The sequence below is a fragment of the Polynucleobacter antarcticus genome (assembly GCF_013307245.1).
Lineage (GTDB): Bacteria > Pseudomonadota > Gammaproteobacteria > Burkholderiales > Burkholderiaceae > Polynucleobacter > Polynucleobacter antarcticus.
The window spans coordinates 940,200-953,199 of sequence record NZ_CP028941.1 but is presented as its reverse complement, the minus strand read 5'-3'; the positions used below and the strand labels follow the sequence as shown (position 1 = coordinate 953,199).

At 42.5% G+C, this 13,000-nt stretch carries 18 protein-coding genes; 6 read left to right on the top strand and 12 right to left on the bottom strand.

What is annotated here, in order from left to right; genetic code table 11:
• Positions 1-26 precede the first annotated feature (26 nt).
• Both DCO16_RS04980 and folD read left to right on the top strand, forming a co-directional pair.
• On the top strand, positions 27-674 hold the full coding sequence (locus tag DCO16_RS04980; RefSeq protein ID WP_173942629.1) for a response regulator transcription factor: 648 nt from the start codon (positions 27-29) through the stop codon (positions 672-674).
• Positions 675-684: 10 nt separating this feature from the next.
• Entirely contained in the window at positions 685-1,539 is an 855-nt protein-coding gene (gene folD, locus DCO16_RS04975) for a bifunctional methylenetetrahydrofolate dehydrogenase/methenyltetrahydrofolate cyclohydrolase FolD (protein WP_173942628.1), read from the top strand.
• Between the two features lie 47 nt (positions 1,540-1,586).
• Here folD and DCO16_RS04970 read toward each other — a convergent pair whose 3' ends face one another.
• Together DCO16_RS04970 and DCO16_RS04965 are read right to left on the bottom strand one after the other, a co-directional pair.
• A complete protein-coding gene (locus DCO16_RS04970) occupies positions 1,587-2,813 on the bottom strand; it encodes an MFS transporter (RefSeq protein WP_173942627.1) in 1,227 nt (408 codons plus the stop codon).
• 79 nt (positions 2,814-2,892) lie between these two features.
• Positions 2,893-3,762 (bottom strand): LysR family transcriptional regulator, encoded by an 870-nt coding sequence (locus DCO16_RS04965; protein WP_173942626.1) that lies wholly within the window; start codon positions 3,760-3,762, stop codon positions 2,893-2,895.
• A 112-nt stretch (positions 3,763-3,874) separates the two neighbouring features.
• Here DCO16_RS04965 and DCO16_RS04960 point away from each other — a divergent pair, with 112 nt between their 5' ends.
• From DCO16_RS04960 to DCO16_RS04945, 4 genes are all read left to right on the top strand, one after another.
• A complete protein-coding gene (locus DCO16_RS04960; protein WP_173942625.1) occupies positions 3,875-4,834 on the top strand; it encodes a Bug family tripartite tricarboxylate transporter substrate binding protein in 960 nt (319 codons plus the stop codon).
• A gap of 22 nt (positions 4,835-4,856) precedes the next feature.
• Positions 4,857-6,056, top strand: coding sequence for a mandelate racemase/muconate lactonizing enzyme family protein (locus DCO16_RS04955; protein ID WP_173942624.1), 1,200 nt, complete (start codon positions 4,857-4,859; stop codon positions 6,054-6,056).
• A 104-nt stretch (positions 6,057-6,160) separates the two neighbouring features.
• Positions 6,161-7,090: a hydroxyacid dehydrogenase gene (locus DCO16_RS04950; protein ID WP_173942623.1), complete on the top strand. Its 930-nt coding sequence runs from the start codon at positions 6,161-6,163 to the stop codon at positions 7,088-7,090.
• Positions 7,091-7,097: 7 nt separating this feature from the next.
• A complete protein-coding gene (locus DCO16_RS04945; protein ID WP_173942622.1) occupies positions 7,098-7,847 on the top strand; it encodes a TSUP family transporter in 750 nt (249 codons plus the stop codon).
• A gap of 6 nt (positions 7,848-7,853) precedes the next feature.
• Here DCO16_RS04945 and DCO16_RS04940 read toward each other — a convergent pair whose 3' ends face one another.
• The 10 genes from DCO16_RS04940 to arsH all read right to left on the bottom strand — a co-directional run bounded on the left by DCO16_RS04940 (position 7,854) and on the right by arsH (position 12,779).
• Positions 7,854-8,339, bottom strand: coding sequence for a TlpA family protein disulfide reductase (locus DCO16_RS04940; RefSeq protein ID WP_173942621.1), 486 nt, complete (start codon positions 8,337-8,339; stop codon positions 7,854-7,856).
• Between the two features lie 60 nt (positions 8,340-8,399).
• The gene (locus tag DCO16_RS04935; RefSeq protein WP_173942620.1) at positions 8,400-8,789 is read right to left on the bottom strand and encodes a hypothetical protein; all 390 of its coding nucleotides are present in this window, start codon (positions 8,787-8,789) and stop codon (positions 8,400-8,402) included.
• A complete protein-coding gene (locus DCO16_RS04930; protein WP_173942619.1) occupies positions 8,786-9,112 on the bottom strand; it encodes a heavy-metal-associated domain-containing protein in 327 nt (108 codons plus the stop codon). Before DCO16_RS04930 ends, DCO16_RS04935 begins: the two co-directional genes overlap by 4 nt.
• 10 nt (positions 9,113-9,122) lie before the next feature.
• Entirely contained in the window at positions 9,123-9,773 is a 651-nt protein-coding gene (locus DCO16_RS04925) for a hypothetical protein (RefSeq protein ID WP_173942618.1), read from the bottom strand.
• On the bottom strand, positions 9,770-10,051 hold the full coding sequence (locus DCO16_RS04920; protein ID WP_173942617.1) for a copper-binding protein: 282 nt from the start codon (positions 10,049-10,051) through the stop codon (positions 9,770-9,772). The genes DCO16_RS04925 and DCO16_RS04920 overlap by 4 nt, the downstream gene beginning before the upstream one ends.
• A 57-nt stretch (positions 10,052-10,108) precedes the next feature.
• Positions 10,109-10,462: a hypothetical protein gene (locus DCO16_RS04915; protein WP_173942616.1), complete on the bottom strand. Its 354-nt coding sequence runs from the start codon at positions 10,460-10,462 to the stop codon at positions 10,109-10,111.
• A gap of 52 nt (positions 10,463-10,514) precedes the next feature.
• The gene (locus DCO16_RS04910; protein WP_173942615.1) at positions 10,515-11,180 is read right to left on the bottom strand and encodes an aquaporin; all 666 of its coding nucleotides are present in this window, start codon (positions 11,178-11,180) and stop codon (positions 10,515-10,517) included.
• Positions 11,177-11,656 carry an arsenate reductase ArsC gene (locus tag DCO16_RS04905; protein WP_173942614.1) on the bottom strand — a complete coding sequence of 160 codons (480 nt, stop codon included), beginning with the start codon at positions 11,654-11,656 and terminating at the stop codon, positions 11,177-11,179. The genes DCO16_RS04910 and DCO16_RS04905 overlap by 4 nt, the downstream gene beginning before the upstream one ends.
• The gene (locus DCO16_RS04900) at positions 11,653-11,982 is read right to left on the bottom strand and encodes an ArsR/SmtB family transcription factor (RefSeq protein ID WP_173942613.1); all 330 of its coding nucleotides are present in this window, start codon (positions 11,980-11,982) and stop codon (positions 11,653-11,655) included. The genes DCO16_RS04905 and DCO16_RS04900 overlap by 4 nt, the downstream gene beginning before the upstream one ends.
• 74 nt (positions 11,983-12,056) lie before the next feature.
• Positions 12,057-12,779, bottom strand: a complete 723-nt coding sequence (gene arsH, locus DCO16_RS04895) for an arsenical resistance protein ArsH (RefSeq protein WP_173942612.1) — start codon at positions 12,777-12,779, stop codon at positions 12,057-12,059.
• Between the last annotated feature and the right edge of the window lie 221 nt (positions 12,780-13,000).

Here is a 13,000-nt window from a genome sequence, read left to right as displayed (position 1 = left end):
TTTTTGATTGATTTGTGAGAACTCATATGAATACCGGTGCCCCTATAAAAACCAATCAAACTGAAGTGGTTTATGTTGTAGATGATGATGAAGCAGTTCGTGACTCCCTCACCTGGCTATTAGAAAGTAATGGCTATGTTGTGCGCTGTCATGCCAGTGCAGAACGCTTTCTTCAATCCTTACAAAGCACGGACAAAACGACTATTTCTTGCGCCATATTAGATGTTCGAATGTCTGGAATGTCCGGTCTTGAACTCCAAGAGAAACTCATTAGCGAGAATTTCCCTATGCCAGTCGCTTTTATTACAGGTCACGGCGATGTATCTATGGCTGTATCCACTATGAAGCGTGGCGCAGTGGATTTTGTTGAAAAACCTTTTAAAGAAAATGATCTTTGTAGCTTAGTTGATCGGATGCTTGTTAAAGCACGCGTCGATTACTCTCAAGCAAGTCAACATAAGATTACTCAAAGCCTCCTTGGTAAACTGACAGGTCGTGAGCGTCAAGTGCTAGAGCGCATTGTTGCCGGACGCCTCAATAAGCAAATTGCTGATGACTTAAGTATTTCTATTAAAACGGTAGAAGCACATCGTGCCAATATCATGGAGAAATTAAAGGTCAACACTGTAGCCGATCTACTCCGACTCGCACTCTCAGATCCACAACCTCATTGATATTTACTCTATGCCCGCACAACTGCTTGACGGAATTGCTCTATCCAAAAAACTACGCACTGAAATTGCTGCACGCGGAGCTATTGTTACTGCCAAAGGCGTCAGGCCAGGTTTAGCCGTCATTGTTGTTGGTGAAAATCCAGCAAGTCAGGTATATGTTCGTAATAAAGTGAAAGCCTGTGAAGATGTTGGCTTTCATTCTGTACTAGAAAGATACTCTGTAGAGCTCGGTGAAGAAGAATTGCTTGCACGTATTGCCACACTCAATGCTGATCCGTCTATCCATGGCATTTTGGTGCAACTGCCACTGCCTGAGCATATTGCAGCTGAACGCGTTTTAGAGGCTATTGCTCCAGAAAAAGATGTAGATGGATTTCATGTGGCAAATGCCGGAGCACTCATGGTCGGTCAACCCTCTTTTAAGCCCTGCACTCCTTATGGTTGTATGAAAATGCTGGAAAGTATTGAATATCCTATTCGTGGTGCACGTGCTGTGATTGTTGGTGCATCGAATATTGTCGGTAAGCCAATGGCTATGCTATTACTCCAAGCAGGTGCGACGGTCACTATTTGCAATAGCAAAACCCGTGACTTGGCACATCACACCAAAGATGCTGACATCTTGGTGGTTGCTACTGGTAAACCTAGAATGATTACCGGTGAAATGGTGAAGACTGGTGCTGTCGTCATTGATGTTGGTATCAATCGCTTACCTGATGGCAAGCTTTGTGGCGATGTGGATTTTGATGCTGCGAAGTATATTGCTGGCTGGATCACACCAGTGCCGGGTGGAGTTGGACCCATGACCATTACGATGTTGTTAATGAATACCCTTGAGGCCGCTGAAAAAGCAGCTAAATATTAATCTTTGATTAGTTACTCATAGTTACGAAGTTGTCACTCCAGCAATACTCACCTATTGCCATTAGCAATTTTCAGTGCTTCTGGCATCCTGCGTAATAGCAGCATAGCTAAGATTCCGAGTGCTGGTCCCGGTAAGAGAATTAAAAAGACCCATTGCCAACTATTAAGATGTGTTGCTGCTAAAGGCAGTAACCAGATCGTCACTACCGTCAACATAAAGCCAATTCCCAGTTGCATAGTTAATGCCGTGCCAATATACATAGGATCACCAAGCTCCGTCACGATCGTAGAAAATTGCGCCGAGTCTGCGACGACTGTAAAACCCCAAATGAGTCCGATAGTAATTAAAAGCCATAAAGGTCCATCAAATACGAACCCAGCCAACAGTGCGCACATACCGGAGATGCCCATCATCAAGCTGGTAGTAGCAGTTCTTCCCCATCGATCCCCCAAAATTCCGCCAACAGCACAACCCAAAGCACCAACTCCAATGACCGCAAAGGTAAAGAATGAGGCTGAACTTGCATCACCTACACCCTGCTCAATCAATGCCATCCGAGCAAATGTCAGAAACCAGGCCCACATCGCATACAACTCCCACATGTGACCAAAATACCCCAGGCTAGCAAGCACAATGCCTCGGTTTTTAAATACTTGCCCCATGCGACCTAAATTAAATGGTGCACGTGGAAATGGAAATGGACCCTCATGGACAAATAGCTGAAGAATCAATGCGCCTAAGAGTGTTGCGAGGGTTGTAGCGACAATCACTATCTCCCATCTAAGACCACCAATAGCATTAATAAAATGGGGTGAGGCAGATCCTAAAGTAATTGCCCCTACTAAAGCACCCAATGCAACACCGCGACCTTTTGTAAACCAAGTTGCTATTAACTTTAAAGATGGCGGATACACCAGCGCAAGAAACATGCCCGTCAAAATACGAAAGAAAATTGCGAGGTATGCACTATCTGTTAGCAACATCCCAGCATTCGCGATGGCAGCGCCAATCGATCCGTAGATCATCAGTCTTTTACCAGAGATGATGTCTGAAAGACTCATAACACTAGAACCAACTGCACCAATTACAAATCCGACTTGCACCCCAATCGTTAGCCATGCTGACAGGGTTGGCGTGAGGCTCCAAATATCTCTTAACTGAGGAATAACCGCGGTGGCTGAAAACCAGGTAGTCATCGACAGCACAATGCAAATAGATAATATGAAAAGGATAAGCCAACGACCTGCTGGCTGAACATCATTAGGTAGATTCATATTCAATGAACTGATAAGTCTCTTTTGTAAAATACAGTCTTGCAAGTCTAATACGTAAAATATGATGCGATAAAAATATCTAACTTTCAGACCAATTAACGTATGCGTCCATTAATTTACTCGTCAAATGCGCATGTGGATGATCCTTTTTCTCTACAAACACAACATCTCGATGTAATCCTGACAGAGAAATAAACTGCAATGTCTTATCATTTGAAACTTCACTACCAGGCTGGATTGGCAGTACAGATACGCCAATGCCATGCTTGATTAATGAAATAATGGCTTCCTGTGAATCTAACTCCATCACCACATGGGTTTTAATACCTAGTTTTTGTATAAACTGTTCAGCCTTTCCCCCAACCCATGTACTACGGTCAAATGCAATGTATGGCTGAGCCTCTAATATCTTGGCCAGCTGGGTATAAGGCATTGTTTTCGCCATCACCAATGCAAATGGCTCTGTATAAAGAGGGCGAATCATTAAATCGGTAGTGATTGATTTTGGTGGCCTGGTAATAATTGCTGCATCTAAGATGCCATCTTGCACCTGAGTAAATAAGGTTGGGGAAATACCAGCCATGATTCGAATGTCAAGATCAGGAGATTCTATTTTTAAGTTTTGCAAAATAGGAGGTAGAACGCCGATGAGCGCACTATTAATTACTCCAATTGTGAGCTTTCCAGCAGGTTTGCTTGGCTGACTTAAGGCAAGCATTTCGCTGTGCAAAGTCAATATTTGTTCTGCCACAGGAAGAAGTCGATACCCTAAGGACGTAAGACTTAAGGATCTTTGGGTGCGATGAAATAACGATCCTCCCAGCCTCTCCTCTAAAAGTTTGAGCTGAACGCTCACAGCAGCTGAGGACTGGTGAACACTTTTTGCAGCCGCTGCAACGGTTCCCAGTTGATTAAAAGCCAAAAAAGCTCTTAAGGCACGTATAGACATATCTCATATTATTACACAATCATCGGAAAATCCGATGCTTAAATCAAATAAATTTAGGTTTACTAATTAAATATTTATTACTAGGATGGGTAAAACTACAAAGGAGGCATCAATGAAACATCTCAAATTAGTAATTAAGGGCGTATTCACCTCGCTTGTTTTAATCACCTCAATGAATGTTTTGGCAGCCTGGCCAGATAAACCCATCACGCTTATCGTCCCCTTTCCCCCTGGCGGAAATACGGATCTCATTGCGCGCTTAATAGCCCCGTCATTGAGCACGAAGCTTGGACAACCCGTAATAGTAGAAAATAAACCCGGCGCTGGAAGTATGATTGGTAGCCAGTATGTAGCGCGCTCTAAGGATGGACATACCTTTTTAATGGGCACCTTTGCTAATGTCCTCAATGAGTTTTTCTATAGAAATAAACTGGTTGATCTTCGTAAAGATCTAGTTCCAGTGACCCAAGTACTCACAATTGCCAACTATTTTGCAACTGCGCCAAACTCAAAGATTAATTCTATAGCGGACATCATCAGTCAATCAAAAGCAAATCCAGGCAGCCTCTCTTGCGGTAGTAGTGGCGTTGGAACAAGCGGTCATTTAGCCTGTGAAATGTTAGTGCAACGAACCGGCATCAAGCTTAATATTATTCCTTATAAAGGTGGGGCTCCAGCAATCACAGATGTGATTGGTGGCCATACGAATTTCTTAGCAATCAATGAAGTACTGCCCCATATTCGAGATGGTCGCATGAAAGGCTTAGCTATTACCTCCGAAAAGAGATCTCCGCTTGCACCTGAACTAGCCCCAGTATCTGATACCGTTCCTGGCTATGACCTAGTTTCTTGGTATGGTGTATTTGCGCCGGCCAATACTCCTACAGATGTAGTCTCAAAGTTAAATACAGAAATCGTAGCTGTAATTAAAGAACGTGCAGTTCAAGACCGCATTATGTCGCTTGGTGCATCTCCTGTTGGAAACTCACCCAAAGAATTTGCAGAGTTTATAAATAATGATCTAGTTAAATGGGAAAAAGTCATTAAACCTATGAATATTTATCTTGACTAACACCCAATAAGGATCCCTATAAATGAAAGTAACTGCTGTAGAAACTATTGAGTGTGATGCTGGCTGGCGAAACTATTACTTTGTCAAAATAAGTACCGATAAAGGAATTGTTGGTTGGAGTGAGTATGACGAAGGATTTGGCTCGCCTGGAGTGGGAGCGATCATTGAGAAACTCAAAGGCCGTTTAATTGGTCAGTCAGTCAATAATCATGAGCAATTTTTTCAACTTGCTTACTGCCTCACTAGACCAGCCACTGGTGGCGTAATTGGTCAAGCAATGGGTGCAATAGAGAATGCATTACTGGATGCAAAAGCAAAAGGTTTAGGCGTTCCGTGCTATGAATTACTGGGGGGAAAGTTAAGAGACCAAGTACCTGTTTATTGGTCTCACTGCCCCACCTGGAGAATTAACCATCCTCAGTTTTATGGCAATGCAGTCACTGATTTAGAGGGCGTCAAGAAAACTGCTGCGGAGGTAAAAGCGCGCGGATTTACAGCATTAAAAACAAATCTATTCATCCATGAAGATGGGCCAGCATTTGCCTGGAGGCCTGGCTTTGCAGTTCCGTTTAAACCAGAATTACCAGTCACGCCTAAATTAATTCGCAACATTCGCCAGCACCTAGAAGCACTCAGAGAAGGAGGCGGGCCAGACCTCGGCATACTAATCGATATAAACTTTAATGCAAAACCCGAAGGCCTTTTAAAGCTACTAAGAGCTTTAAGTGACCTTGACTTATTTTGGGTAGAAATAGATTCATATACGCCTAAGGGATTGGCTTATGTCCGTCAACATAGCCCCTTCCCTATCAGCTCTTGCGAAACACTCATCGGCATGAAAGAGTTTTTACCGTTCTTTGAGTATCAAGCAATGGATGTGGCCATTATTGACGGTGTATGGAATGGTATGTTTCAAGCATTAAAAATAGCTGCCCTAGCGGATGCGCATGATGTCAATGTGGCTCCTCATAATTTTTATGGTGATTTATGTACTTTGATGAATGCCCATTTTGCGGCAGCTGTCCCTAATTTACATATTATGGAAGTAGATATTGATCGACTGCCATGGGAAGGCGAATTATTTACCCATGCTCCGGAATTTAAAGATGGTTGCTTAATAGTGCCAGATCGCCCAGGCTGGGGAACGGATCCTATTGAAAAAGAACTACGCGCACGCCCACCAAAGGTGACTGGCGGTCTATTGCAATATAAACGCGCTTAACAAACGCCAGGGTATAAGCTAAAAATCCTAGCGTACTGAAGTTAACATTTATTGGGCAATCATCAAAGCCAGTTGATTACGCTATTTATATTGGCACAAACCATATGAAAATTCTTATCCCAGAAGGGATCCTGTCCGAGTCCTTAGATCGACTTCGTGCAGAGCAACACGAAGTAATCTATAACCCAGAGCTTGTTAATCATCATGAAAAACTCATTGAAGCTGCACAAGATGTACATGCAATTATTGTTAGGCGATTAACCCAAGTACGCGGGGAATTACTTGATGTCATGAAAAATTGTAAGGCAGTAGGAAGGCTTGGTGTCGGTCTAGACAATATTGATGTAAAAACTTGCAGGGCCAGAGGAATTGAGGTTATCCCCGCTATCGGCGCAAATGCAAGAAGCGTTGCAGAATATGTTATTACAACATCAATGATGCTAATGCGCAAAGCATACCTGGCGACAGATGAAGTCAGTAGTGGAAAATGGCCTAAGGCAAGAATTGATCAAGGCAAAGAAATACTGGGCAGTACCTTGGGAATAATTGGGTTGGGGTCTATCGGCAGAGCCACAGCAGATTTAGCCATAAAGTTAGGTTTTCAAGTTATTGCCGTAAGCAATCCAACATCGCAAGAAAAACAACCTAGACTAGATGGCATCAAATACGTATCCCTAGAAGAGCTTATAACTAAAAGTGACATTGTATCTCTACATCTGCCCTATACCGCAGAGTCCAAAAATATGATTGATACAAAATCAATAGCGCAAATGAAGTCAGGCGCGATCTTAATTAATGCGGCTCGTGGAGGGATTGTGGATGATGATGCATTGATAGAAGCGCTTCATAATGGCCATTTAGGTGGTGCAGCAATAGATGTATTTGAAAACGAGCCTCTACAGAAATCAGCGAAATACTCAAACGTACCTAATTTAATTTTGACGCCACATATTGCCGGGATAACCCAACAATCCGAAAGTCGCGTTAACAAGGCTGTTATAGATAAAATTTTACAAGTGCTATCTACTAAATAAAATGCTGGTGCACGTATTATTTCTTTGTTTTGTAGCTATTGCAGTTTATGCACAAACTCTTACAGGTTTTGCACTATCTTTTATTCTACTTGGATTAATTACCTTAATTGATCTTGTACCACTAATTGATACAGTCAATATCATTTCAGTAATACTAGTTTTAAATTCAATAATCTTTCTATACAAAAGATGGCCACTACAGTTTGAAAAATCATTATTTCCGTCTCTCGCAACTAGTCTAATTTCAACGTTAGCAGGAATGGGATTACTCATATGGCTAGTCGGAACTACTTATGAAATTGCACGGCTCTTATTGGGTATCAGTATATGCATTTGCGCTCTCCTCTTATGGAAAAAAACCAAATCGCTATCTAAGGAATCGTCGCCTTGGATATTTGCTATATTTGGATCAATTTCAGGATTGCTTGGGGGGTTATTTTCTGCGCCAGGCCCTCCATTTGTATACCTAATGTACAGACAGCCTTGGACTGCCTCCAGAATTCTAGAAAGTCTAATTTTTTTCTTCGGAGTCATTACATTATTTAGATTGCTAGTCTCGATAGCAGCAAACCAATTTTCTATGAATGCGCTTTTACTTACCATCGAGGCAATACCAGTTGTTTATGCCGTTACAGCATTTTCAGCATCACGGCCCCCACCTTTAACTCCTTCCACTATTAAATCCATAGTTTGCGGTTTACTTGGAGTTATTGGAGCTAGCATGGCTGTCACTTCTGCTGTGATCTTATCAAACTAATCGTTATTATTTAGCGAACCGTTCTAGCGATACAAAATCTTCCTCAAAGATTTCACCAATCTCTTGATAGACTACCTTATTATTTTTATCCAGAATAATCAATATAGGGACCCCGCGCACCTTACCAATCGATCGCTTCAACTCTGGGGACATCATCGCTGCTTCAAATACATATCCATGTGTCGTCATGTAATTTTTAGCAATCTGAGCATTTTTATCAATCGATACCGTAATGATATTCATTGAATTTTTTGGAATTCGCTTTACAAATTCCTCCAAGTATCCGTTCTGGCGTCGGCAAAAGGGGCACCATGAAGCCCATACCTGAATCAAAGTGTGTTTATTGTTGTTTGCTGGTATGGAAAAGGTGCCACCATTTAAGGTTTGCATTTGACCAAGCTCAATCACCTGTCCAAGCTCTAAGGCATAGGCAGGTCTGCAAACGAATAAAAATCCAAAGATAATAATTCGAAGGAGATAGCTTTTAAACATGATTCAGATTATGGCAGTAAAAAAGCTATCCAGACTACTTGCAACACTACTCAAAAACTTCTAAAGCAAGGGCTGAATAAAGGCAAACCAGCCCCCAAGTATCATCAAAACGAGACTGAATAAGTAAATAAGCATCGATATTCGGCGTGTTTTAAGGCAGGTACGTCGTAAATCAGGGTCTATAGGGCATGGCGCATAACGATTACGCCACTGCATCACCCCACCAACCAACATCAAGAGCGCACTGATTAAAAAGATGATTTCCTTATGCTCACTGATCCAGACAATTTGTGGAAATACCGACACTAAAGACGCCAGCGCTGCACCCGCACCTAAACTGACCAAGAGTGCAGGAATAGCACAACAGACTAAGGTACTAGAACTAGCAAATAAGCTTAATAGAGAACTCACATAGCCCGTTTTGGTTTCTACCAAACCAGATTGACTCATGGCTTGTCTTTCATTTGCGCTTTGAATTCCGCTACCGTCTGCGGTATGGTTTCAATTTTGACTACGTCATAGCCAGAATCTTTAATTTCTTGGCTAATGAGTTTTTCATTGAGCGTCTTTCCTTCTTTTGCTTCGATGATCACCACCTTATTTTTAAGGTCAACAAAGATTGCTTTGGTATCGTCCATTTTCAGAACACTTTTTTCAATCCCTTGGGCACAGAAAGAGCACACCATGCCATTCACGGTGACTTTCATGCTCGCCAAAGCATTATGACTAAAGCCCAAAAGGCTTAGGGAAATAATTAAATAGATACTTTTCATATGGATTCCTTTAGTAGTTGTACATCAAGTTAAAACGAAGCTGGCCGTTAAGATTGGCTCCTGCCTCAACAAAATAACGGTTGTGAATTACCCTCAACATAGGTGTAAATTCATATTGATTGGAGACAAATGTCATACGTCTAGCCTCAATCACAAGCCAGGGTTGCGGCTCATCGTAATTGACCTCATAAAATGAAGCGCCAAGTCTTGCAGTGGTAATGTTGCTGGTAGCGCCCTGAGCTGCATATACCCGTGCAGATGCCATAGAATAAAAACGGGTTGTTTCATAATCTACTTGAAGCCCGGGTGATGCCATTGCCTTAGAGCCCTCAAACGTATTTCCAGTTGTAGAGCCCAATCCACCGATGAACCAAATATTGGCTTGGGCACTGGGTAAGTTCCAGCGAGCTAGCTTGCGGGTATAGACGGCTTCTATATTTTGCTGTTTAGAAGCTGAATTATCTGTTTGCATAGCGCTGACTGAAACCCCGAAAGCATCATTTGCAGTGCTGGCGTAATTAATAGCCATCTCTTGATAGGTCTTACTGAAATCCCCCATCACCATCCAGCTATTTTTGTAACCCATAGGCGCAGCACTCACAACTACCGGTAATGCACTTAACAGCAAGACCATACCCCCAGAAATGAACTTGGACTTCATTTCAGCTTTTCAATGATGGTGATATCTAAAGTGCCATCTACAACCTTGATCTGAAATCGCACCTTATCACCTGGTCGATATTGATCCAAGGCAATTCCCTGGCCTACTCCAAAGGGCATAGTCATTGCTGCCATCCTGATACTAGGGATGTACTCGTGCTTGACTATCATGCGGTTACGCGAGGGATCTATCCGAACAATCTCACCATTCACCCACTCAGGGTTAGCAAATGCTTGTAAAGCAAGAAAACTTAAAAATACAGAAAGTAATAGTTTCATTTAAGACTCCAAAAAAAATCAAACCCAAAAAATTTGGGCGGACTAATGCTATGGAGCTTAAAGAATGGGTGGCTTGATTAGCGCAGCAATATCTGCACTGAGAATGGTTTTATGTGGGGCATAAAAGCGTTGAGTAAAGACATCGGCCACGAGTGCTGGGTTAGAAGTAGGCAACAAACCAAAGGCCATACACAAGGTACAAGAATTACAGCCTGCAGAGTCTGTTTGAACTGAGGATGTGACCTCTGATCCATTTTGCACATCCTGATGGCAAGGGTGCACTACTAATTGAGGTGCGACCTCTACCCTCTCAATAACCGTATTGCTTTGCTTTCCACGCATATCGAGTACTGCCCAAGATTGCACGGGAGTCAGCACGATGAGAGAAAGAAGCAATAGTCTCTTGAACATATTCAAATCCTAACACTCTTTAGCCAAGTATGCAGGATAGGTATTTAAGAGCTTAAACACCGTGATTTGGCTTTATTTGCCCATGCTTTTTACAAAACAAAGTTGCAAAGATAGCAACAGCGACTATTTCAGCGATTACAAAGCCACTGACATCGGCAGGAGCAATCCCCACAAAGGTATTGGTCAGGCTTCTAGCAATGGCAACAGCAGGATTAGCAAAAAAGGTGGATGAGGTAAACCAATATCCTGCGGTAACGGTCAGCGCTACCAGCATGGGCACTCGGTCTTTAGCCTCTTTATCTCCTAAACGAATAACCACCAAGAGCACTAAAGTAGATATCAACTCGCTGGCCCAAATACCCATACCCGTTCTGGTCTTTGTAGACTCCTGAATGATGGGTAAGCTGAACATCAGGTGGGTCATCCAAATACCTGTAATGGCGCCTGAACATTGCGCCACCCAGTAGCCCAACATTTGCCCTGCATTGAGGTGGCCTAAACGCCAAAACATCACTGAAACTACAGGATTAAAGTGTGCTCCGGATATGGGCCCTAGTAATGTAATCAGTACATACAAACCAGCACCAGTAGCAATACTATTACCCAGCAAGGCTACAGCGGAATTACCAGCGCCTAATGTCTCACCCATCAGACCTGACCCAGCAACAATAGCTAGTAATAAGGCAGTGCCGATAAATTCAGCAATGTAATTTTTCATGCTTTAGAGTGAATTTCTTTCAAACTTATAGAATCTAATCTCTCTAGTGGCATAGAGGCTAAAAGATCAATACGTCTTTTTAAGCCGTTCATCACCTGAATAAAAGCGGCTTTCTTTTCAAGATCGCTACCCTGAACTTTTGATGGATCAGGAAAACCCCAATGCGCAGTAGCTGGCTTACCCGGCCAAAATGGGCACTGCTCGCCAGCGGCATCATCACAAACCGTAATAATAAAATCCATCTGCGGAGCATCTGGCAAGCTAAATTCATCCCAATTTTTACTGCGCAATTTAGATGTGTCGTGACCTAACTCTTTTGCTATTTCAGCAGCAAAGGGATTTACTGAAGTTCCTGGTGTAGATCCCGCTGAAAATCCAATAAGCTTTCCACTAGCATGGGTAGAGGCTAGTGCCTCGCCAATCACAGAGCGAGCCGAGTTATGAGTACATAAAAAGAGGATGTTGTATGTCTTCATTTGACTTTGGCTTTCATGATTGATTTTGAGGGGATACAAGGTTTACCGCCGCAGCAGTTTTCTAGAAGAAAACCACTAAGCCTCTGAACTAAGTCTGCATTGGGTCGATAGATCAGATTGCGACTTTGGCGCTCAACGATGAGTAAATTAGCCTGAACCAACTCTTTTAAATGAAAGCTCAAGGTAGCATTAGGAATGCCCAGCTTCTCAATAATTTGGCTAGGGGTCAATCCCTCACCTCCGCGCTGGACTATTAAGCGAAATACATTGAGACGAGACTCTTGCCCTAAAGCAAGAAAGGCGGATATGGCATCAGTATTCTTCATATTTCTAATTATATGGAAATATATGACAACGATGTGACAAGTGACATAACTTAGCAGTCATTTAAGAAATCAAACTATATTGACCGCTTATTTACTCGTTTTGATAGCTCTTCGGCCGACTCTTTTCTTTCGCTATAGCGATCGGTTAGATAATCGCTTGCCCCACGAGTCAATAACGTGAATTTATAAAGCTCTTCCATGACATCTACTAGCCTGTCATAAAAAGCTGAAGGCTTCATGCGGCCGTCTTCCTCAAATTCAGTAAACGCTTTAGCAACGGAGCATTGGTTAGGGATCGTAATCATCCGCATCCATCTGCCTAAAATGCGCATTTGATTTACTGCATTAAATGACTGCGATCCACCGCTGACCTCCATCAATGCTAGAGTTTTCCCTTGGGTTGGCCTAACAGCCCCATCAGATAATGGAATCCAATCCACTTGGGTTTTCAACAGCCCCGTCATTGCTCCATGCCTCTCTGGGGAACTCCAAACCATACCCTCTGACCACCTGCTTAATTCTCGCAATTCCATCACTTTAGGATGTGTGTCAGGAGCACCGTCTACTAGTGGGAGCCCTGTTGGATCAAAGATCTTCACTTCACCACCCATAGCCATAAGCAATCTTGCCGCCTCTAAAGCCAGTAATTTGCTGTAGGAACGCTCGCGTAAGGAGCCGTACAAGATTAAAAATTTTGGCGGCGTATTACTTGGCTGAACAACTAATTTCTGAATTGATGGAACCTGAAACAACTCTTCTAGAAGCGCTGGAAATCTTTGAGGATCTTTAGGGGGCATATATTCTCATTAACATTGCATTTTTTAACGAAGTAAATATCTGTTGATAATTACTATATTTGATCATTCCAATGATATAGAAATGTATACCAAATCAATACTTATGCTTATTGCCTACCAAACAACACTAAAAACCTATTTTGACTGTCACAATCGCTTGAAATCAGCGCTGTTTATAAGTAGGATTCATAAGAGATAGAAATTCGACTACTACGATCTTC

Bases quoted from the DNA above. Each gene is read 5' to 3' on its own strand.
- arsH (WP_173942612.1), bottom strand. From the start codon at position 12,779: ATGCCCCCTAAAGATCCTCAAAGATTTCCAGCGCTTCTAGAAGAGTTG.
- DCO16_RS04930 (WP_173942619.1), bottom strand. From the start codon at position 9,112: ATGAAAAGTATCTATTTAATTATTTCCCTAAGCCTTTTGGGCTTTAGT.
- DCO16_RS04955 (WP_173942624.1), top strand. From the start codon at position 4,857: ATGAAAGTAACTGCTGTAGAAACTATTGAGTGTGATGCTGGCTGGCGA.
- DCO16_RS04915 (WP_173942616.1), bottom strand. From the start codon at position 10,462: ATGTTCAAGAGACTATTGCTTCTTTCTCTCATCGTGCTGACTCCCGTG.
- DCO16_RS04920 (WP_173942617.1), bottom strand. From the start codon at position 10,051: ATGAAACTATTACTTTCTGTATTTTTAAGTTTTCTTGCTTTACAAGCA.
- DCO16_RS04950 (WP_173942623.1), top strand. From the start codon at position 6,161: ATGAAAATTCTTATCCCAGAAGGGATCCTGTCCGAGTCCTTAGATCGA.
- DCO16_RS04900 (WP_173942613.1), bottom strand. From the start codon at position 11,982: ATGAAGAATACTGATGCCATATCCGCCTTTCTTGCTTTAGGGCAAGAG.
- DCO16_RS04940 (WP_173942621.1), bottom strand. From the start codon at position 8,339: ATGTTTAAAAGCTATCTCCTTCGAATTATTATCTTTGGATTTTTATTC.
- folD (WP_173942628.1), top strand. From the start codon at position 685: ATGCCCGCACAACTGCTTGACGGAATTGCTCTATCCAAAAAACTACGC.
- DCO16_RS04965 (WP_173942626.1), bottom strand. From the start codon at position 3,762: ATGTCTATACGTGCCTTAAGAGCTTTTTTGGCTTTTAATCAACTGGGA.
- DCO16_RS04980 (WP_173942629.1), top strand. From the start codon at position 27: ATGAATACCGGTGCCCCTATAAAAACCAATCAAACTGAAGTGGTTTAT.
- DCO16_RS04960 (WP_173942625.1), top strand. From the start codon at position 3,875: ATGAAACATCTCAAATTAGTAATTAAGGGCGTATTCACCTCGCTTGTT.
- DCO16_RS04925 (WP_173942618.1), bottom strand. From the start codon at position 9,773: ATGAAGTCCAAGTTCATTTCTGGGGGTATGGTCTTGCTGTTAAGTGCA.
- DCO16_RS04935 (WP_173942620.1), bottom strand. From the start codon at position 8,789: ATGAGTCAATCTGGTTTGGTAGAAACCAAAACGGGCTATGTGAGTTCT.
- DCO16_RS04910 (WP_173942615.1), bottom strand. From the start codon at position 11,180: ATGAAAAATTACATTGCTGAATTTATCGGCACTGCCTTATTACTAGCT.
- DCO16_RS04905 (WP_173942614.1), bottom strand. From the start codon at position 11,656: ATGAAGACATACAACATCCTCTTTTTATGTACTCATAACTCGGCTCGC.
- DCO16_RS04970 (WP_173942627.1), bottom strand. From the start codon at position 2,813: ATGAATCTACCTAATGATGTTCAGCCAGCAGGTCGTTGGCTTATCCTT.